This window comes from Actinosynnema sp. NPDC050801 (assembly GCF_040673975.1).
Taxonomy (GTDB): Bacteria; Actinomycetota; Actinomycetes; order Mycobacteriales; family Pseudonocardiaceae; genus Actinosynnema.
Map to the genome: position 1 here is coordinate 262,176 of NZ_JBFAQZ010000001.1, position 18,442 is coordinate 280,617.

The 18,442-nt window shown below is 72.0% G+C and carries 20 protein-coding genes; 9 read left to right on the forward strand and 11 right to left on the reverse strand.

What is annotated here, in order from left to right; translation table 11 throughout:
* Positions 1 to 248: 248 nt before the first annotated feature.
* Complete coding sequence (locus AB0K14_RS01260; protein WP_360448491.1) at positions 249 to 611, reverse strand: hypothetical protein; 363 nt, start codon at positions 609 to 611, stop codon at positions 249 to 251.
* 13 nt (positions 612 to 624) lie between these two features.
* Positions 625 to 777: a hypothetical protein gene (locus AB0K14_RS01265; RefSeq protein ID WP_360448488.1), complete on the reverse strand. Its 153-nt coding sequence runs from the start codon at positions 775 to 777 to the stop codon at positions 625 to 627.
* Positions 778 to 1,221: 444 nt separating this feature from the next.
* Here AB0K14_RS01265 and AB0K14_RS01270 point away from each other — a divergent pair, with 444 nt between their 5' ends.
* The 3 genes from AB0K14_RS01270 (at position 1,222) to AB0K14_RS01280 (ending at position 3,841) form a co-directional block, all read left to right on the forward strand.
* Positions 1,222 to 2,544: a helix-turn-helix transcriptional regulator gene (locus AB0K14_RS01270; RefSeq protein ID WP_360448486.1), complete on the forward strand. Its 1,323-nt coding sequence runs from the start codon at positions 1,222 to 1,224 to the stop codon at positions 2,542 to 2,544.
* A 19-nt stretch (positions 2,545 to 2,563) separates the two neighbouring features.
* Positions 2,564 to 3,454 (forward strand): aminoglycoside phosphotransferase family protein, encoded by an 891-nt coding sequence (locus tag AB0K14_RS01275; RefSeq protein ID WP_360449071.1) that lies wholly within the window; start codon positions 2,564 to 2,566, stop codon positions 3,452 to 3,454.
* A 72-nt stretch (positions 3,455 to 3,526) separates the two neighbouring features.
* Positions 3,527 to 3,841: a hypothetical protein gene (locus AB0K14_RS01280; protein ID WP_360448484.1), complete on the forward strand. Its 315-nt coding sequence runs from the start codon at positions 3,527 to 3,529 to the stop codon at positions 3,839 to 3,841.
* A gap of 36 nt (positions 3,842 to 3,877) precedes the next feature.
* Here the strand turns inward: AB0K14_RS01280 and AB0K14_RS01285 are convergent, their stop codons facing one another.
* Genes AB0K14_RS01285 through AB0K14_RS01305 form a run of 5 tightly spaced genes read right to left on the reverse strand, consistent with a single transcriptional unit; the run spans position 3,878 to position 7,646 of the window.
* A complete protein-coding gene (locus AB0K14_RS01285) occupies positions 3,878 to 4,681 on the reverse strand; it encodes an NAD(P)H-binding protein (RefSeq protein WP_360448482.1) in 804 nt (267 codons plus the stop codon).
* A gap of 58 nt (positions 4,682 to 4,739) precedes the next feature.
* Complete coding sequence (locus AB0K14_RS01290; protein ID WP_360448479.1) at positions 4,740 to 5,762, reverse strand: CopD family protein; 1,023 nt, start codon at positions 5,760 to 5,762, stop codon at positions 4,740 to 4,742.
* Complete coding sequence (locus AB0K14_RS01295; protein ID WP_360448476.1) at positions 5,759 to 6,322, reverse strand: copper resistance CopC family protein; 564 nt, start codon at positions 6,320 to 6,322, stop codon at positions 5,759 to 5,761. The genes AB0K14_RS01290 and AB0K14_RS01295 overlap by 4 nt, the downstream gene beginning before the upstream one ends.
* Positions 6,319 to 7,077 (reverse strand): YcnI family protein, encoded by a 759-nt coding sequence (locus tag AB0K14_RS01300; RefSeq protein WP_360448473.1) that lies wholly within the window; start codon positions 7,075 to 7,077, stop codon positions 6,319 to 6,321. Before AB0K14_RS01300 ends, AB0K14_RS01295 begins: the two co-directional genes overlap by 4 nt.
* Before the next feature lie 44 nt (positions 7,078 to 7,121).
* Positions 7,122 to 7,646: a hypothetical protein gene (locus tag AB0K14_RS01305; RefSeq protein WP_360448470.1), complete on the reverse strand. Its 525-nt coding sequence runs from the start codon at positions 7,644 to 7,646 to the stop codon at positions 7,122 to 7,124.
* A 98-nt stretch (positions 7,647 to 7,744) separates the two neighbouring features.
* On the opposite strand from AB0K14_RS01305, the gene AB0K14_RS01310 reads away from it, so the two are divergent.
* Positions 7,745 to 9,406 (forward strand): BCCT family transporter, encoded by a 1,662-nt coding sequence (locus tag AB0K14_RS01310; RefSeq protein ID WP_364337414.1) that lies wholly within the window; start codon positions 7,745 to 7,747, stop codon positions 9,404 to 9,406.
* Here AB0K14_RS01310 and AB0K14_RS01315 read toward each other — a convergent pair.
* Positions 9,387 to 9,818 (reverse strand): DUF6474 family protein, encoded by a 432-nt coding sequence (locus tag AB0K14_RS01315; protein ID WP_360448466.1) that lies wholly within the window; start codon positions 9,816 to 9,818, stop codon positions 9,387 to 9,389. The genes AB0K14_RS01310 and AB0K14_RS01315 overlap by 20 nt on opposite strands.
* Positions 9,819 to 9,925: 107 nt before the next feature.
* Here AB0K14_RS01315 and AB0K14_RS01320 point away from each other — a divergent pair, with 107 nt between their 5' ends.
* Complete coding sequence (locus AB0K14_RS01320) at positions 9,926 to 11,560, forward strand: TM0106 family RecB-like putative nuclease (RefSeq protein ID WP_360448464.1); 1,635 nt, start codon at positions 9,926 to 9,928, stop codon at positions 11,558 to 11,560.
* 77 nt (positions 11,561 to 11,637) lie between these two features.
* Here the strand turns inward: AB0K14_RS01320 and AB0K14_RS01325 are convergent, their stop codons facing one another.
* Positions 11,638 to 12,390 carry an SDR family NAD(P)-dependent oxidoreductase gene (locus AB0K14_RS01325; protein WP_360448461.1) on the reverse strand — a complete coding sequence of 251 codons (753 nt, stop codon included), beginning with the start codon at positions 12,388 to 12,390 and terminating at the stop codon, positions 11,638 to 11,640.
* A 280-nt stretch (positions 12,391 to 12,670) separates the two neighbouring features.
* Between AB0K14_RS01325 and AB0K14_RS01330 the strand changes: the two genes are divergently transcribed.
* Together AB0K14_RS01330 and AB0K14_RS01335 are read left to right on the forward strand one after the other, a co-directional pair.
* The gene (locus tag AB0K14_RS01330; RefSeq protein WP_360448459.1) at positions 12,671 to 13,969 is read left to right on the forward strand and encodes a UDP-glucose/GDP-mannose dehydrogenase family protein; all 1,299 of its coding nucleotides are present in this window, start codon (positions 12,671 to 12,673) and stop codon (positions 13,967 to 13,969) included.
* 85 nt (positions 13,970 to 14,054) lie between these two features.
* Positions 14,055 to 15,851, forward strand: coding sequence for a gamma-glutamyltransferase (locus tag AB0K14_RS01335; RefSeq protein WP_360448457.1), 1,797 nt, complete (start codon positions 14,055 to 14,057; stop codon positions 15,849 to 15,851).
* An 81-nt stretch (positions 15,852 to 15,932) separates the two neighbouring features.
* Here the strand turns inward: AB0K14_RS01335 and AB0K14_RS01340 are convergent, their stop codons facing one another.
* A complete protein-coding gene (locus tag AB0K14_RS01340) occupies positions 15,933 to 16,202 on the reverse strand; it encodes a hypothetical protein (RefSeq protein ID WP_360448454.1) in 270 nt (89 codons plus the stop codon).
* A gap of 183 nt (positions 16,203 to 16,385) precedes the next feature.
* On the opposite strand from AB0K14_RS01340, the gene AB0K14_RS01345 reads away from it, so the two are divergent.
* Both AB0K14_RS01345 and AB0K14_RS01350 read left to right on the forward strand, forming a co-directional pair.
* Complete coding sequence (locus AB0K14_RS01345) at positions 16,386 to 17,285, forward strand: sensor histidine kinase (protein WP_360448451.1); 900 nt, start codon at positions 16,386 to 16,388, stop codon at positions 17,283 to 17,285.
* Entirely contained in the window at positions 17,182 to 17,841 is a 660-nt protein-coding gene (locus AB0K14_RS01350; RefSeq protein ID WP_360448448.1) for a response regulator transcription factor, read from the forward strand. The genes AB0K14_RS01345 and AB0K14_RS01350 overlap by 104 nt, the downstream gene beginning before the upstream one ends.
* 130 nt (positions 17,842 to 17,971) lie before the next feature.
* Here AB0K14_RS01350 and AB0K14_RS01355 read toward each other — a convergent pair whose 3' ends face one another.
* Positions 17,972 to 18,346 (reverse strand): hypothetical protein, encoded by a 375-nt coding sequence (locus AB0K14_RS01355; protein ID WP_360448445.1) that lies wholly within the window; start codon positions 18,344 to 18,346, stop codon positions 17,972 to 17,974.
* Positions 18,347 to 18,442: the final 96 nt, after the last annotated feature.

The window sequence follows — 18,442 nt, forward strand, 5'->3', positions numbered from 1 at the left end:
GAGGGGCGGACATCGGGGCCGGGTTGGTGCCCGCGGACCAGTGCCGGTCGGGGAGGGAAGGTGTGCACGACACCGGCCCGCGGATGACTGTGGAGTTGTCGTGCCTGCGTAGCGGTCGTGCTGGTGGAGCTTGTAGCCGGCCGGCGATCCGATCGTCGCGGTCGGGGGTTCGCACGTCCCGGACCGCCGGCCAGTAGGCGGGTGCTCGACCTGGTCGCGTCGGGGGAACGACAGGTCGGGACCGCCCGTCAGTGGGCTCTGGCCACGAATCCCCGCCGCGACCGGGTGACAGGAGGCGTCACCGGCGCCGATCGGAGGTGGCGAGCCGGGCGCGGGGCCAAACCGCCCGCGACCAGGTGTTCGTACGCGGCGCGCCACACCGAGCAGGGGCTCTTCTGCTGCCGCCACCGACCGGAGCACTCGGGGCAGTTGCCCTTCTCGTCCGGTTCGTGCGCGGCGAGCAGGGCCCGCCACCCCTCGGTCAGCCGAGGGAGCTCGGAACGCGCCACCGACAGCAGGGACGGGGCGTCGGCCTCGTTGGCCAGCTCTGTGAGCAGGTCCAACCGCTCCCACACCGCGTTGCGAAGAACTTGTCCGAGGATCTCGTCCACCGAAACGTCACCGTCACCTTTCCGCCTGCTCGGCGGCCTCACGTAGCGCGGCCCTGAGTTGTACGAGTTGGTCGGCCGAGAGCACCGCGGTCTCGCCCGGCGGACCGACCAGGACCACGCGGCCCCGGTCGACCAGCACGGTGAGGCAGCGGTCCCGGTCGACCACGTCGCTGCAGCGGATCCGCCACCAGCGACGTTGCCCGGTCGTGCCGCGCCATCCGGAGTCGAGGTCGGTCGACTCCCGGACAGACAGGGAAGGTGAAGAGGGGACCGTGGCGACGGCAGGCGCTGCCGGTCCACCAGTGGTGGTCACCGCCCGCTCGATCAGGTCCACAGTCAGGTTCCTCTCCGTGCTCACTCGCTTACCGGAACCCAGATTGCGATGATTCATGCCGGATCGGGACGTCATAGCGCTGGCCGGTGGCCGTTCCACGGTAAGCGGTCAGTGGAGTTCGGCAGGGCCGATCAGCTCCGCCGATCGGCACTTCTCGCAGTCGGGGGAGTGCCCCTACTCTGCCGTTGACGCCCAAAGGACTGTGAGGGGGCGCAATTGAACACCATCGGTTCGCCAAGCTCTCCTGTTACACCAGACGTCTGGGACCAGCAGGAGATGCGGGACGCGCTTGCCAGACGAGAGATCAGCGCGGTCTACCGCCTGCTCCGACGGCACGGCGTCTCGCAACGCCAGATCGCGGCGTTGACGGGCCAGTCGCAGTCCGAAGTCTCGGAGATCCTCAAGGGACGCCAGGTCATGGCCTACGACGTCCTCGCGCGGATCGCCGCCGGCTTGGGTGTCCCAAGGGGGTACATGGGTCTCGCTTACGACGAGGCCACGGCAGTGCGGGTGGCCGCCACGGCGGAGGCACCCCATTCTGAGGAGGACGAGTCGGTGAAGCGAAGGAAGTTCCTCGCGCACGCCGCCGCCATCACCGTCGGCGCGGCCGTGTTCGGTACGGACTCCGGGTCTTGGGCTTCATCGCCCGCGCAGACTCCGGCCCCTGGCCGGATCGGCATGACCGACGTGCGCCAGGTCGAAGCGGCCACCAGGGCGTTGCGCACCCTGGACTACCAGTACGGCGGCGGCTCGTGCCGCGACGCGGTGGTCGCCCAGCTCTCGTGGGGCCAGCAGATGCTCGGCGCGAACGCGACCGACCTGGTCAAGGAACGCCTCTACGTCGCGCTCGCCGACCTGCACAACCTGGCCGGGTGGACCTCGTTCGACACCGGCCTGTACGACTCGGCCCGCAACCACTTCGGCCAGGCGCTCGGCCTGGCCAAGCAGGGTCGCAAGGAAGAGCTCGTGGCCAACATCCTGTACCGGATGGGCCGCGTCTACCTGCACCAGGACGCGCCGGACGACGCGTTGAAGGTGTTCCAGCTCGGCCAGCTGGCCGCGCAGAACTCCGGCTCGGAGCTCGCCGTCGGCATCCTGTGCGCCAACGAGGCGTGGGCCTACGCGAAGATGGGTTCCGACCACCAGGCGCTCAAGCTGCTCGGCCGGGCGCGCGACGAGTTCGCCCGCGCCAACATCGGCGAGGCGCCCGCCTGGGCCAAGTTCTTCGACGCCAACGACCTGTCCGCGATGATCGGCACGGTGCACACCGAGCTGGCGCAGACCGTGGACGCGAAGTACACGCGCACGGCGGTGCCCGCGTTGACCAAGGCCATCGGCGGTTACGGCGAGGACATGACCCGCAGCCGGTCGTTCAACCTCACCTCGCTGTCGATCAACCACCTGCTCGACGGCGACATCGACCACGGCGCGCGCCTGGGCCGCCAGGCGATCGAGCTGTCCGAGGGCCTGAAGTCGGTCCGCACGAAGGACCGGATGAAGCCGCTGCAGTCCGAGGCCGAGAAGCGCCGCAACAACCCCGACGCCCGTGAGCTGGCCGAACGCCTGGCCAAGTTCACCGGCAGCGACAGCGCGGCCTGAGCTGCGGGGAGTCGGGGTCCTGGACGGCAGGTTCACCTCCGCCGCGCTGACCGCCGTGCTGAGGCGGCTGTGCGCCGAACTGGGGTTGGCGCACCGCGGCGCGCGGCTGGTGAAGTTCACCAGCAACGCCGTGTTCGAACTGCCCGGCGACCGGGTCGTGGTGCGGATCGTCGGCTCGATGAACCTGCGCCACCGGGCGCACAAGGTGGTCGAGGTCGCGCGGTGGCTCGCCGCGCACGACGTGCCCGCGGTCCGGCTGGTGGAGGGCGTGCCCCAGCCGTTGGCGGTGGGGGACCACCTGGCCACCGTGTGGCACACCGTGCCCTCCGGCGGCAGGCCCGTCGACGGCCGTGACCTGGGCCGGGTGTTGCGCCAGGTGCACGCGCTGCCCGCGCCGGAGTTCGAGTTGCCGCGCTGGGCGCCGCTGGACGACGTGCGCAGGCGCATCGCCGACGCCGAGGAGCTGTCCGCGCCGGACCGCCGGTTCCTGGAGGACCGGTGCGCCGAGGCCGACCAGCGCCTGGCCGAGCTGCGGACCGTGCTGCCGCAGGGCGTGGTGCACGGCGACGCGCACCTGGGCAACCTGATCCCCAGCCCCGACGGGCCGGTGATCTGTGATTTCGACTCCACCAGCGTCGGGCCGCGCGAGTGGGACCTGAGCACCCTGCCGGTCGGCGTCGCCCGCTTCGGCCACCCCGACGAGTGGTACCGGCAGCTGGCCGACGAGTACGGCTTCGACGTCACCCGGTGGGCCGGTTTCCCCGTGTTGCGCGAGGTCAGGGAGCTGAAGCTGACCACGAGCGTGCTGCCGATCATGCGCAGCCACCCCGGTGTGCGCGACGAGCTGCACAGCCGGCTCAAGGCCCTGCGCGCCGGCGACACCACGACCCACTGGACCCCCTACCGCTGAAACCGGTGGCGTGGGGGAACGAACCCGTAACACTCGCCGCGCGTCATACGAATGAGGCATCGACGAGTTCGTGTGACGGTCGGCGAGGTGTGCGTGGTCGGGAATCTGCCGGTGGTGCGGCGTCGGAAGGTGAAGCGGGCCCTGCGGGCCGCGCGGATGTTGGACGAGGTCGTGGACACCCAGCTGCCGTTCCTGGCGTCGTTCGACGAGCAGCGCCGCCGCCGGTCCGCCAACTACCTGGCGGAACTGGTGAAGCTCGCCCAGGACTACCGGTACTTCGCCCAGGGCTGGATCGACGCCGAGGAGCTCGAACGGCGAGGTCAGGACGCCATGGCGGCGCTGAACCGGCTCCGGGAGGACCCTTCCGCGCGACTGGTCACCGATTAGGGCGTTCAGCGCAGTTCGTCGCACCGAACGGACCACTCACCGACGCTGGGCGCGCCACGCACCCCCTTCCCACGCCCGCACGGCGTACTCGCGGAAGCTCCTGGGTCCACGCCCGGTGACCCGTGCGACGGTGTCGGTGGGCACGCCGTCGGCCACCGCGTCCCACGCCCGGATCTGCTCCTCGGCCAGGTCGGCGGGCATGATCGCCCGGTAGTCCTCCGGCGTGCCGCGGAACGCCACCTCCCGGCCGGTGACCCGCGCGATCACGTCCAGGGCCTGCGGGAACGACAACGCCTCCGGCCCGGTGACCTCGTACACCAGGCCCTCGTGCCCGTCCTCGGTCAACGCGGCCACGGCCACCGCGGCGATGTCGTCCGCGTCGACGAAGGCCTGAGTCTTGTCACCGAGCGGCAGCACCAGCTCGCCCGCGAGCACCGACGGGCGGAAGAACCCCTCGTCGAAGTTCTGGTCGAACCAGTCCGGCCGCAGCACGGTCCACCCGACGCCGGAGGTGCGCACCAGCCGTTCGGCGGCGAGCAGCCGCTCGTCGCGCATCTCGGCCACACCGCGGGTGGACAGCAGCACGAACCGCCGCACGCCGCGCGTCACGGCCTCGTGCACGAATCCGGGATCGACGGGCAGCTCGTGCGGCGCCATCAGGTACACCCGCTCGACGCCGGTCAGCGCGTCCGGCCAGGTGTCCCGGTCGGTCCAGTCGAACGGCACGTCGCCCCGGCGCGACGCCCGGCGCACGGCGTGGCCCGCGGCGGACAGGCGTGCGGCCACCCGCCTGCCGGTCGAGCCGGTGGCCCCCAGGACCAGGATCGGTTGATCAGCCATGGATCGACCCAACCACAGGGGTCCGACACCGGCGCGCGGCCGCGACCGGCTCCGGGGATCAGGCGACCGGTGCCCTGGACAGCACGACCGCCAGCCCGAACGCGATGCCCATGATGGTCAGCTCCACCGCGGCCCAGCCCACGATCGCGGTCGTCCGGTGCCGGGCGATGTGCGGCAGGAGCCGCCAGCGGATGTTCGCGCCCAGGCCCGCCAGGAGCGCGGCGCACACGACCTTGCCGATCAGGACCAGCCCGTACGACGTGGTGAACAGCGAGCCCGGCAGGCCGACGACCGGGTTGAGCGCCAGTTCCAGCACACCGTTGAACAGGCCCGTCACCGACACCAGGAGCAACGCCACGGTGGCGAGCTTCGAGAACTTCGGCAGCGCGTCGGCCAGCAGGCCGCGCCGGTGGGCGACCAGCACCACCAGCGCCGCCAGGCCGCCGGTCCACGCCGCCGCGCCGAGGACGTGCAGCTCCATCGAGATCATCGAGTAGTCGTGGTACTTCCAGTTCGACGCGTGGCCGGTCACCGGCAGCGGCAGCAGGCCGAACATGGCGATCAGGATGCGCAGCTCCGCGGGCACGGATTCGCCCCGGCGCACCGCCATGACGCCGATCCACAGGTACACCAACGCGCAGACCGCGCTGAACAGCAGCCCCTGCCCGGCCCCGACGCGCTGCACGTAGTCCACGACCATGGGCATGGTCAGTTCCGCGTCCGGACGCGTCTCGTACGCGCGGATCACGATGGACAGCAGCGCGGTGAAGGCCCACACCGCCGCGGCGATCACGGCGGCCGGCCGGGCCACGCGCAGCACCGGTTCGGTGAGGGTGGGCCGGCTGAACCCGAGCAGCTTCGGCAGCAGCGAGAGCCCCACGACGATGGTCGCGGCCACGTCCAGCAGGGTCCGCACCAGCGGGTGCGCGAACCGGACCACCACCCCCGGCTCGGCCACGCCCACCGCTTCCGGTGTGGTGGACAGGCCCAGGCCGAGGAAGACGCCGACGGCTCCGCCCGCGAGCAGGCCGCCGACGATCCAGTACCTGTTCGTCGTGGTGGTGGTCCGGTTCGCGGTCATCGCCTGGTGCTCTCCTTGGCGTGGTCCGCACCGCCGCGCAGCGCGAGGAACGCGCCGCCGGCCAGCAGCACGGCCGCGCCGGCGATCCACACCCAGATGGGCACGCCGCCCGCACCGGACGGCGTGGAGGCCGTGTCCTGGGTGGCCGCCGCGGAGGCGGGCGCCGGTGTGCCGTCGCCCGCCTTCGTCAGGGTGAACTTGAGCGAACCCGTCACCGGGTGCCCGTCCGCGGAGAGGATCCGGTAGCCGACGGTGTACTCGGCGGCCGGGCCGAGCGGGCGGACCGGGAAGACGACGCTGTTGTTCTTGACCGTCGGCTCGCCGACCGCTTCCCAGCGCGTGTCCTCGGGCCCGGTGACGGTGATCGTGTTGAACTTCTCCCCGGCCTGCACGGGCTGGTCGAAGGTCAGCGTGATCGTCGTCGGCCCGGCCTCCAGCTGCGACCCGTCCTTCGGGTCGCTGCTGACCAGCACGTTGTGCGCGAACGCGGTGCCGGCCGTGCCGAGCACGACCGCCCCCGCGACCAGGCCGGTCAGCAGCAGCGAGACGACGCGCCTCATGCCGTCGGCTTGCCCGCGCGACGGGACCGCAGCACGGCTCCCGCACCCAACCCGAGCCCCAGCGCGCCGACCGCCAGGCCGGCGCCGCCCAGCCAGCGGGCCGTGTCGTCGGTCGAGCCGGCCGCCGCCGCGTCGTGGCCGGCGTCGGCGACCGCGGTCGCCGTGGCGGCGCCGTGGTCGTCACCGCCGCTCTTCGCGACCAGGTTCAGCACGGGCGCGGGGCGCTCCGGCTCCTCGGCGCCCTCGGCGGGCGGCGGGGCGTTCCAGTCCACGACCTCGCCGCTGTCGTAGGTCTGCTTGGTGGGCAGGAGGAGCTGGTCGGTGTTGTCCGGCAGCGGCCCGATCGACAGGTCGAACTCGTTGAACTGGCCGGGCTCGATGCGGGCGCCCGGGTCGGCGGTCCAGGTGACGGTGCGGACCGCCTCGGTGACCTCGCGACCGTGGCTCTTCACCGGCGTGGCCAGCTTCTCCTTGACCGCCTCGACCTTCCAGCCGGGCGTCGGCTTGGTGCTCACCGAGGCCAGCGGGTACTCGGCGGGCAGGGTCAGCTCCAGCTTGACCGTGCCCGCGTCGGCGCGCTCGTTGGGCACGCGCAGCGTGACCTTGGTGTACCCGCCCTGGACGGCGTCCTTCGGGGTGGACGCGGTGACGTGCGCGGACGCCAGGCCCGCGGTGGTCAGCGCGAGGATCGCGGCGGTGGCGAGCACGCCACCGCCCTTGGCGAGCGTGCGCACGCCAAATCGGTTCGTCGACATGAAGTTGTGCTCCTGAGACCTGAGGTGTGAGGGGACTCGGGTGATCAGGAACCAGGAGGGCCGCGGCGGCCGTGCACCCGCCGGAGCAGCACGTCGACCGGGGTGTCTACGGCGGGCGCAGGGGCGAGCGCCCACAGCGCGCCCGCGGGCACGACCGGTGTGGCCGGCGGCGGCAGCAGCCGGGTGACGGCGCCGACCAGCGCGTGCAGCGCGGCGTCGGCGCGGGCCAGCAGCAGGCCGGTGAGCAGCGCGGCGACGACGTGCGCGACGGTCATGGCGGTCGGGCTGAACCCGAGACCCGGTCCGTCGGCGGCGTGGTGGCCGAGGCCGAGCAGCGCGTGCTGCCCGAGCTGGGCGGCGCCCAGCGTGCCCAGGATCGTCCACGGGCGGCGGCCGCGGTCGGCGAGCGCCGTGCCCGCGAACGCGACCAGCAACGTCAACGGCAGCGCGGGCGCGAACTCGGTGACCGAGCCGCCCGCCGCACCGTGCGCGGCGACGCTGAGCGCGGCGGAAGTGGTGGCCAGCAGCACGGCCCGCGCGAGGCGGGTCGGGGCGGGCCGGCTGGTCACACCCCAGAGAGTAGGAGGTCGCACGGCCCGAGCGTCAGCCCCACCGGTTGACCGCGGGTTTGCACTACTCCGTTCGGGGGTAACGGCTACCCGTGACGATCGAGAGTAAACCTGTCGAAGAGCCCCTGCCCGGTGATCCGAAAGCGGACCGACCGGGTCGCACGGACCGCGTGGTCTTCGGCGTCGCCGCCGCTGTCACGCTCGGGTTCGTGGCGTGGGGCATCTTCGGCACGGCGTCCCTCGCCACCGCGTCGAAGACGGCCCTGACCTGGGTCATCACCAACCTGGGCTGGGCGTTCGTGCTCAGCGCGTCGGGGTTCGTGCTGTTCGCCCTGTGGCTCGCGGTGAGCCGCTACGGTCGCATCCCGCTCGGCCGCGACGACGAGCCGCCGGAGTTCCGCACGATCTCGTGGGTCGCGATGATGTTCAGCGCGGGCATGGGCATCGGGTTGATGTTCTACGGGGTCAACGAGCCGCTGTCGCACTTCGTGCAGCCGCCGCCCGGCACCGTCGAGGGCGGCACGGACCGGGCGCTCCAGACCGCGATGGCCACCACCCTGTTCCACTGGACGCTGCACCCGTGGGCGATCTACGCGGTGGTCGGCCTGGCCATCGCCTACGGCAGCTTCCGCCGCGGCCGCAGCCAGCTGATCAGCGCCGCGTTCGCGCCGCTGCTCGGGCGGCGCCGGGCCGAGGGCCCCGCCGGTCGGGCGATCGACGTGCTGGCGATCTTCGCCACCCTGTTCGGGTCGGCGACCTCGCTGGGCCTCGGCGCGCTCCAGATCGGCAGCGGCCTGCGGGTCGCGGGCTGGCTCGGCGAGGTCGGCAACGGCGTGGTGGTGGGCGTCATCGCGGTGCTGACCATGGCGTTCGTCGCGTCGGCCGTGTCCGGCGTGGCCAAGGGCATCCAGTGGCTGTCCAACACCAACATGGTGCTGGCCCTGGTGCTGGCCGGGTTCGTCTTCGTGGTCGGGCCGACGGTGTTCGTGCTGAACCTCGTGCCCACCGCGATCGGCGACTACTTCCGCGAGCTCGCCGACATGGCGGGCCGCACCGCCGCGTCCGGTGGCGACGCGACCGAGACGTGGCTGTCCGGCTGGACGGTCTTCTACTGGGCGTGGTGGATCTCGTGGACGCCGTTCGTCGGCATGTTCATCGCCCGCATCAGCCGCGGCCGCACGATCCGGCAGTTCGTGGCGGGCGTGATCGGCGTGCCCAGCCTGGTGAGCCTGGCCTGGTTCTGCGTGTTCGGCGGCACGGCGATCTTCCTGCAGCGGTCCGGCACGGACCTCGCGGGCACCGCCTCCCCGGAGGGGCAGCTGTTCGAGCTGCTCGACCGGTTCCCGCTGGCCTCCGTCGCCGGGGTGGTGGTGATGGTGCTGGTGGCGATCTTCTTCGTGTCCGGCGCGGACGCCGCGTCCGTGGTGATGGGCACGCTGTCGCAGCGCGGGTCGATCCGGCCGGCCAAGGGCGTGGTCGTGTTCTGGGGCGCGCTCACCGGTCTCGTCGCGGCGGTGATGCTGCTGGTCGGCGGGTCGAGCGGGCTGACCGGCCTGCAGAACCTGACGATCATCGCCGCGCTGCCGTTCATGGTCGTCATGGTGGGGCTGTGCGTGTCGCTGGCCCGTGACCTGCGCAGCGACCCGCTGATCCGGCGGGAGGAGCGGGTCGCCGAGGTGATGGAGGAGGTCACCGCGCAGCTCGGGCCGGAGGAGACCGCCTACCGGGCCGTGGAGCAGCTCACACGCCGAGGCGTTTGAGCAGGTCGGCCTCCATCGCGTCGAGGTCGACCGAGACCGCGCGGTGCGCCGCCTTGCGCCGCGGTGCGGGCATCCGTTCCGACGCCCGCACCGCGGCCAGCAGCTGCGCCAGGCGCTTGCCGGTGCGCTCGACGAAGTCGGGTTCGGTGTCGCGCAGCTGCTCCAGCGCCTCGCCGAAGCCGACGATCCGGGCGTGCAGCCGCGCGCCCCTGCCCGAGTACCGGGTCAGCTGGTCGACCGGCACACCCAGCCGTGACGCCCGGTAGTGGTCGTAGCGGTCGCTCAGGAGCGCGGCGGCACGGGCCGCGACCGGCGCCATCACCGGGATCAACGCCGGCGCCAACACCTTGGCCAAGCCGACGAGGTTCTTCGCCCTGCTCGGGGTGAACCCCTTGCTCTTCTCACGCGCCATGGCCGCACCTCCTCGGTTGATGACCCTAGAGGCGATCCGGCAAAAGATCGACTCGACTCCGCGAGGTTGCCGGTACAACGACCCGCCCGGCGTCATACGCTGCACCGGTGACTTCCCAGGTGCAGCTCGACGCCGGTGTGGTCACTCGTTGCCGGCGGCGGGTGCACCTCGAACACGATCCCTCCATGCGCGACGTGCCCAAGCTGCCGCCGGACCCCACCGGTCAGCAGCGCAAGGCCGACGCGGACGAACACCGGCGCGCGGTCGCCACCGCGTTGGGCCGGGCCGTCGGGTCCGACCTGATGGAGATACCGCAGGACGTGCCGTCGGCCGACCGCGAGCGCGTCACCGCCGCCGCGATGCAGGCCGGCATCCCCTACATCTGGGGCGCCGCCCTGCCGCGCGACCCGCTGGGCGGCCGTCGCGGCGGCATCGACCTGCTGGTCAGGGAGACCACCGGGTACGTGCCGGTGCTCGTGGTCCGGCACAAGGTCAGCGACCCCGGCCAGGGCGCGCGCACGTCACCGCTGACGTACCCGCTGCCGAGCGGCGCGCGGGTCGACCCGCTGCGCAAGGTCCGGCCGCAGCCGCGCGACCAGCTCCGGTTGGCGCACGCGCAGCGCCAGCTCCAGGCGTCCGGGTTCGCCGCGCGGGGCCGCGCCACCGGTGGCGTGATCGGCATGGACGCCGACGTCGTCGTCTGGCACGACCTGGAGGCGCCGACGTGGCCGGGCGGCCGCAACGCGCTCGCCGAGTACGACAACCGGTTCTCCGACCGGCTGGCCGTCGCCTCGGCCGCCGCCACCGGCGCGGACCCGCAGGCCCGGGCGTCCCGGATCGTGGAGTGCCGCAGCTGCCCGTGGTGGCCGGTGTGCGAGACCGACCTGAAGGCGGCGCGGGACGTCAGCCTCGTGGTGCGCGGCGAGGACGCCGTGGCGCTGCGCAAGGTCGGCGTCGGCACGGTCGACGAGCTGGCCGCGCTCGACCCGGACGAGCAGGTGATCCCGCTGGTCGGGATGCTGCACTCGGACGCGGTCATCCTCGCCCGCGCCTGGCTGCGCGACCTCACCGTGGTCCGCCGCGTGTCCCGCATGGACGTGCCGCGCGCCGACGTCGAGGTCGACGTGGACATGGAGAGCTTCGGCGACCTCGGCGCGTACATGTGGGGCTGCTGGCTGTCCGGCCAGGACGTCGGCGAGGAGCACGGCTACCGGGCGTTCGCCACCTGGGACCCCCTGCCGTGCGCGGACGAGGCCCGGTCGTTCGCCGAGTTCTGGGGCTGGCTCACCGGCGTGCGGCTGCGCGCCCGTGCGCGCGGCCTGTCGTTCAAGGCCTACTGCTACAACGAGCTCGCGGAGAACCGCTGGCTGCTCGGGTCGGCCGAGCGGTTCAAGGGACAGCCCGGCATCCCGACCGTGGCGCAGGTGCGCGAGTTCATCACGTCCGACTCGTGGGTCGACCTGTTCGGCATCGTGCAGGACCAGTTCCTGTGCGCCCACGGCAAGGGCCTGAAGACCATCGCCCCGGTCGCCGGCTTCCGCTGGCGCGACCCGGAGGCGGGCGGCGAGAACTCGATGCGCTGGTACCGCGACGCCGTGGGCCTGGACGGCGGTCCGCCGGACCCGGCCCAACGCCGCCGCCTGCTGGAGTACAACGAGGACGACGTCCGCGCCACCCACACCCTGAGGCTGTGGATGACGTCGGACGCCATGGACGACCTCCCCTTCGCCGGGGATTTGTAAGACGACACCCGCTACCGGACCACCACGCGAGGTCGACTTCCAGGCGACCGAGCCGCCGTCTGCGGAGCAGCGGCCATTCAACGCGGCTGCATGCGGAGGGCGCCGTCCATGCGGATGACCTCGCCGTTCAGGTAGTCGTGCTCGATGATCGACACGGCCAGCCGCGCGTACTCCTCCGGCAGCGCCAGCCGCTTCGGGAACGGCACGCCCGCGGCCAGGCCGGCCCGGAACTCGTCCGACACGGTCGCCAGCATCGGCGTGTCCACGATGCCCGGCGCGATCGTCATCACCCGCACCCCGACCGACGACAGGTCGCGCGCCGCCGGCAGCGTCATCCCGACCACCGCCGCCTTCGACGACGCGTAGGCCACCTGCCCGATCTGACCGTCGAACGCCGCGATCGACGCCGTGTTGATCACGACGCCCCGCTGCCCGTGCTCCAGCGGCTCGGTCTTGCCCATCGCCGCCGCCGCCAGCCGCAGCACGTTGAACGTGCCGACCAGGTTGACGTCGATGACCTTCCGGTACAGGTCGAGCGGGTGCGGGCCGGACTTGCCCACCGTCCGCGTCGACGGGCCGATGCCCGCGCAGCTCACCACGACCCGCAGCGGCGAGCCGGAACCGGCGGCCGTGTCGACGGCGGCCTGGACGTCCTCCTCCGAGGTCACGTCCGCCGCCAGGTAGGTCACGCCCTCGACGTCAGGGGCGTTGTCGACGGAGAGGTCCAACGCGAACACGGTCGCACCGCGAGCCGCGAGTGCCCGCGCGGTCGCGAGGCCCAGACCGGACGCGCCGCCGGTGACGATCGCCGCGGTACCCGAGATCTCCATACATCCTCCTGTCCTGGGGACAGGAGGTTAACGGTCGTTCAGTCCCCGGCGCTCGGAGAAGTGGAGCAATGCGACCAACGGCACGGCCGCCAGCACCGCCAGCCCCACGAAGAGCAGGGAGAAGAGGACGAGTTCCATACCTACGACCTTGCCTTCGCGCAGCTGAAAGCGCGTCCGCCGCGAGGGGTGTTTCCCCGTACACCCGGAGGACTACCCACATCACTCTCCGCATACGCCTGGTGTTTGACCCGCGGTCAACTTCGGGTGCCACCGTCACCTCATGTTCGTCCGACGGATCGCGGTCGTGGGAACGGGTTACGTGGGCCTGACGACGGGGGCCTGCCTGGCCTCCCTCGGGCATCGGGTCGTGTGCGCCGACGTGGACGCGCTGAAGGTCGCCCGGCTGCGCGCCGGGCAGGTCGACATCCTCGAACCCGGCCTCGCCGACCTGGTCGTCGAAGGCCAGTCCGCGGGCCGGTTGGAGTTCGTGGAAGGCGCGCGGCACGCCGTCGCCGACGCCGAGGTGGTGTTCCTGTGCCTGCCGACACCCATGGGCGCGGGCGGCGCGGCCGACCTGAGCGCGGTCGAGGCGGTGGCTCAAGAGATCCGCGACGTCCTCCCTTACGGCGCGGTCGTGGTGTGCAAGTCCACCGTCCCGGTCGGCACGTCGACCAAGGTCGCGGCCCTGCTCGGACGCGAGGACGTGGCCGTCGTGTCCAACCCCGAGTTCCTGCGCGAGGGCAGCGCCGTCCGCGACTTCCTGCACCCCGACCGGATCGTGGTCGGGTCGGACTCCCCGCAGGCCGCCGAACGCGTCGGCGCCCTGTTCACCAGGCTCGGCGCGCCCACCGTGCTCATGGACGCGGCCAGCGCCGAGATGGTCAAGTACGCGGCCAACTGCTTCCTGGCGATGAAGCTCTCCTACGTCAACGCGGTCGCCGAGCTGTGCGAACTCCTCGGCGCGGACGTCACCTCCGTCACCGAGGGCATGGGCTACGACAAGCGCATCGGCCAGTCGTTCCTCAAGCCGGGACCGGGCTGGGGCGGGTCGTGCCTGCCCAAGGACACGCACGCCATGGTGCGCATCGCCGACGCGGTCGGCGTCGACTTCTCGCTGGTCAGGGCCACTATCGAGACGAACTCGCGGCACCAGCGGCGGGTGGTCGACAAGGTGCGCCGGGCCGTCGGGTCGCTGGCCGGCGCCCGCATCGGCGTGCTGGGGCTGGCGTTCAAGGCGGGCACCAACGACCTGCGCGACTCGCCCGCGTTGGCGGTGGCGGAGCTGCTCGCGTTCGAGGGCGCGGAGCTGGTCGCCTACGACCCGGAGATCAGCCGGCCGCTGGTGGGGATGACCGTGGTCGACTCGCCCTACGCGGCGGTGCGCGACGCCGACGCGGTCGTGCTGCTGACCGAGTGGCCCGAGTTCCGCGCGCTGGACTGGGCGGTGGTGGCGTCGGTGATGTCCGGTTCGACGGTGCTGGACACGCGCAACCACCTCGACGCGGACGCGCTGGCCCGGGCCGGGCTCGTGCTGCACGGGCTGGGGCGTGAGCTGCGGGTGTCCGACCAGGCGGTGTGAGAGGGCTTCGGGTTCAGCTGATCTTCAGGACACGGTCTCGTTAGCAGGGGTAACAAAACCGGCCGGGTGGACGTAGGTTGTTGAAATGTTCACCACGCGTCCTGAACTGGTCGGCACGCACGGAATGGTCGCGTCCACGCACTGGCTCGCCTCCAGCGCGGGCATGGCCGTCCTGGAGGACGGCGGCAACGCCTTCGACGCCGCGGTCACCGTCGGCTTCGTGCTGCAAGTGGTGGAACCGCACCTCAACGGGCCCGGTGGCGAGGTGCCCGTGGTGTTCGCGGCCGCCGGCGAGACCGCGCCCCGCGTGCTGTGCGGCCAGGGCGTGGCGCCCGCCGGTGCCACGATCGAGCACTACACCGGCCTGGGGCTGGACCTCGTGCCGGGCAGCGGGATGCTCGCCGCCACCGTGCCGGGCGCGTGGGACGGCTGGCTGACGCTGCTGCGCGACTACGGCACCAAGTCGCTGCGCGACGTGCTGGGCTACGCCATCGGGTACGCGCGGGACGGGTTCCCGCTGCTGGAGCGGGTGTCGTTCACGATCTCGACGGTCGCGGACCTGTTCCGCGACCACTGGACGTCGTCGGCGGCGCTGTGGCTGCCCGGCGGGGAACCGCCGCAGGCCGGGTCGCGGTTCCGCAACCCCAAGCTGGCCGACACGTGGGAGTGGTTGCTGGCCGCCGCCGAGGCCGCCGGATCGGACCGGGAAGCGCAGATCGAGGCGGCCCGGCGGGCGTGGTCGCAGGGGTTCGTGGCGGCGCAGGTGGACGAGTTCTTCCGGATCGCCCACCGCGACGACTCGGGCGCCGACCACGCCGGCGTGCTGACCGGTGAGGACCTGGCGTCGTGGGAGGCGACCTACGAGGACGCCGTGTCGGTGGACTTCGGGTCGTGGAGCGTGGTGAAGCCGGGGGCGTGGACCCAGGGACCGGTGCTGTTGCAGCAGTTGCTGCTGCTGGAGGGCTTCGGCGACCGCTTGTCCTACGTGGACGGCGTGCCGTCGGCGGAGACCGTGCACCTGGCGGTGGAGTGCGCCAAGCTCGCGTTCGCCGACCGGGAGGCCTGGTACGGCGACAGCGGCGACGTGCCGCTGGACGTGCTCCTGTCGAGGGAGTACGCGCGCCAGCGCCGGCAACTCGTCACCGACCACGCCTCACTCGACCTGCGACCCGGTTCACCCGGTCCGGTCGAGGGACGCCTTCCCGGGCACGTGCTGCGCGGCCCGCGCGTGGCGAGCCGGAACGACAGCGGCGGCGCGCTCGGCGAACCCACCGTGTCGAGCACGGGCACGGTCAAAGGCGACACGGTCCACGTGGACGTGGTCGACCGCTGGGGCAACATCGTGTCGGCCACCCCGTCCGGCGGCTGGTTGCAGTCCTCGCCGACCATCCCGTCACTGGGCTTCTGCCTCGGCAGCCGGGCGCAGATGTTCTGGCTGGACGAGGGCCTGCCGAACTCCCTGGCCCCCGGCAAGCGACCCCGGATCACCCTGTCCCCGTCCCTGGCCCTGCACGACGGCCTGCCCGCGATGGCCTTCGGCACCCCCGGCGGCGACCAGCAGGACCAGTGGCAGCTCGGGTTCTGGCTCGCGCACACCGTCGGCGGGATGAACCTCCAGGAGGCCATCGACTCGCCGATGTGGCACACCAACGCGTTCCCGAGCTCGTTCTACCCGCGGTCGTGGACGCCCGGCGAGGTCGTGGTCGAGTCCCGGATCGGTGCGGCCGGGATGGCCGAGCTGCGCGAACGCGGGCACGCGGTCGTGGACGCCGGCCCGTGGACGCTGGGCCGGATGTCGGTCGTGGCCAGGGATTCCCGCGACGGCCTGCTGCGCGCCGCCGCCAACCCGCGCGGGGCGCAGGGCTACGCCGTCGGCCGCTGACCCCGGTGTCGCGTGGTTGGAACGGCCCCGGCCCGAGGGGGAGGGGGCCGGGACCGTTCCGGCTGGGGGATCGCCGGTCGGTCAGCCGCCGACGAGGACCTTGAGGTCGATCGGCGCGCCGCCGGTGCTGTTGCTCAGGGCGAAGGGACCGACGATGACGGGGCCCGCCGGGTCCGAGGCGTCGACGCGGAGGACGTCACCGACCTGCGCGACCTCGCCCAGCTCGGCGTCCAGGTCGGGCCTCGTGTGCGCGCCGACGTCGGCGGCCTGCGCGGTGCCGCCCAGACCGAGCATGACGGCGGTGCCGCCGAGGGTGACCGCGGCGCCCGCGATGGTCTTCCTGAGGTTCATGGGCGGGAAAGTTTCGCAACCACGGGGTCCGGTTCAAGCTCGCTAATCCGGCCGAGTGGATTACTTCACCCTGTGCAGTGGTGTCCGGACTCTGGACACGCCGGCGTACGACCGTCGACGTACGGGGGCGAACCGCCCCTGAGCCGACGCTGACCTGCGCCCACCTCCCGTACCGTCGTCCGCATGGCGTGGTTGGCGTGGCTCTGGTTCGCGGCGACGTTCGTGCCGCTGATCTGGCGCAAGCGCTTCCCCGTGGCCGTCATCGCGGTGACCGGGGCGTCCACCTGGCTCTACTACCTCACCGGCCACTGGGGTCCGCTGATCGCCGCACCCGCCATCGCCGTGCTGTCCCTGCGCCGCACCCGTGTCCTCGAACAGCGGAGTCGCCAGGTGGAAGAAGAACGGCTGCGGATCGCGCGTGAGGTCCACGACGTCGTCGCGCACAGCCTCGCCATGATCAACGTGCAGGCCGGCGTGGCCGCGCACGTCGCCGACCGCCGGCCCGAAGAGGCGGTCAAGGCGCTCAAGGCCATCAAGGAAGCGAGCGGCCACGCGTTGGACGACCTGCGCGCGACCCTCGGCGTCCTGCGCACCGGTGGCGGGACCACGCCGGTGGCCGGCCTCGACCGGCTGGACGAGCTGGTGCGGCCGGTGCCCGTCGCCAGGGTCGTCGGCACGCCGGGCACCCTGCCCGCCCCGGTCGACGCCGCCGCGTACCGGGTCGTGCAGGAAGCGCTGACCAATGCGATGCGGTACGCGTCGGACGCGTCCGAGATCGTCATCTCGTTCGAGCACACCGACGACGCCCTGGTCCTCACCGTGACCGACGACGGCACGGGCGTCGACCAACCGCCGCAGGGCGCGGGTTCCGGCCTCCGCGGCATGCGGGAACGGGTCGAGGCGCTCGGCGGCACGCTGGCCGCCGGTCCGTCGACCCGGGGCTTCACCGTCAGGGCGGTCCTACCGTGGGAGGTACGTGGTGATCAGGGTGGTGCTGGCCGACGACCAGGCGTTGGTGCGGGCGGGTTTCCGCCTGCTGCTCGACACCGAGGACGGGTTCGAGGTCGTCGGCGAGGCCGGTGACGGCGCGGAGGCGGTGCGGCAGGCGCACGAGCACCGCCCGGACGTCGTGGTGATGGACATCCGGATGCCCGGCACCGACGGCCTGGCCGCCACCCGGCAGGTCTGCGCCGAGCTGCCGGAGGTGAAGGTGCTCGTCCTGACGACCTTCAACGTGGACGAGTACGTGTTCGAGGCGTTGCGCGCCGGCGCGTCCGGTTTCCTGCTCAAGGACACGGACCCGGTGGAGCTGCTGCACGCCCTCAGGGTGGTCGCGGAGGGTGATGCGCTCCTCGCACCGAGCGTCACCCGGAAGTTGATCGAGGAGTTCGCGAACCGGCCGGAGCACCGCCGCCCGGACCCCCGGGCGCTGCGCGAGCTGACCGCGCGGGAGCGGGAGATCCTGGCGCTCGTCGCCGCCGGCATGTCGAACGACGAGATCGCCGAACACCTGGTGATCAGCCCGGCGACCTCGCGCACCCACGTGAGCCGGGTGATGACCAAACTGGGCGCGCGGGACCGCGCGCAACTCGTCGTGCTCGCCTATGAATCAGGATTGGTCTCGCCGCGCCGAGGGTGAATATTCATTGTTGAGGTCACGGCGGCCGTTACGAAACTTTGGCGAAAATCGAACAACAATTACGGACCGTAACCGAAACGCCGATACCCGCCGCATTCTGTGTGCGGCGGGTGACGTTAACGGGAGATGTCTAGGCGATAGCGCCGGGCGGCAGGTTCAGCTTGAACGGCAGCGTGGTCACGACCGCGAGGTCGGACGCCGTCCGCTTCATCAGCGTCGGTGCGTTGCGCGCGCCGGGCTCCGGCAGGTCGAGCAGTCGGTCCACGGCCTCGACCAGCGGTCCCTCGTAAATCCAGACCGCTTGGGCGGCGCGCTGGCTGTCGCGGACGGCCGGCAGCCTGCCCGCGCGGGCCTCGGTCTCGGACCAGAACAGGATCGAGTCGATGAACCCTCTGCGCTGCTTGAACGCCATGATGCGGTCGAGCTGTCCGTCCTCGTCACGGAGGTGGAGGAACTGGAAGCCGCTTTCGCGCAGCTCGATGACTTTGCTCAGTGCGAGATCCATGACGCACCTACCTCTGTTCTGAGGTCCCCTAGCAGGCACAGGTCGTTCGACCCGAAATGATCGTACGGCAAGTGGACAAGCCGCCATAGGGACTAG

Coding starts and splice junctions, on each gene's coding strand:
- AB0K14_RS01270 (WP_360448486.1), top strand. CDS start 1,222: ATGCGGGACGCGCTTGCCAGACGAGAGATCAGCGCGGTCTACCGCCTG.
- AB0K14_RS01285 (WP_360448482.1), bottom strand. CDS start 4,681: ATGGCTGATCAACCGATCCTGGTCCTGGGGGCCACCGGCTCGACCGGC.
- AB0K14_RS01290 (WP_360448479.1), bottom strand. CDS start 5,762: ATGACCGCGAACCGGACCACCACCACGACGAACAGGTACTGGATCGTC.
- AB0K14_RS01295 (WP_360448476.1), bottom strand. CDS start 6,322: ATGAGGCGCGTCGTCTCGCTGCTGCTGACCGGCCTGGTCGCGGGGGCG.
- AB0K14_RS01300 (WP_360448473.1), bottom strand. CDS start 7,077: ATGTCGACGAACCGATTTGGCGTGCGCACGCTCGCCAAGGGCGGTGGC.
- AB0K14_RS01315 (WP_360448466.1), bottom strand. CDS start 9,818: ATGGCGCGTGAGAAGAGCAAGGGGTTCACCCCGAGCAGGGCGAAGAAC.
- AB0K14_RS01325 (WP_360448461.1), bottom strand. CDS start 12,390: ATGGAGATCTCGGGTACCGCGGCGATCGTCACCGGCGGCGCGTCCGGT.
- AB0K14_RS01330 (WP_360448459.1), top strand. CDS start 12,671: ATGTTCGTCCGACGGATCGCGGTCGTGGGAACGGGTTACGTGGGCCTG.
- AB0K14_RS01335 (WP_360448457.1), top strand. CDS start 14,055: ATGTTCACCACGCGTCCTGAACTGGTCGGCACGCACGGAATGGTCGCG.
- AB0K14_RS01340 (WP_360448454.1), bottom strand. CDS start 16,202: ATGAACCTCAGGAAGACCATCGCGGGCGCCGCGGTCACCCTCGGCGGC.
- AB0K14_RS01345 (WP_360448451.1), top strand. CDS start 16,386: ATGGCGTGGTTGGCGTGGCTCTGGTTCGCGGCGACGTTCGTGCCGCTG.
- AB0K14_RS01355 (WP_360448445.1), bottom strand. CDS start 18,346: ATGGATCTCGCACTGAGCAAAGTCATCGAGCTGCGCGAAAGCGGCTTC.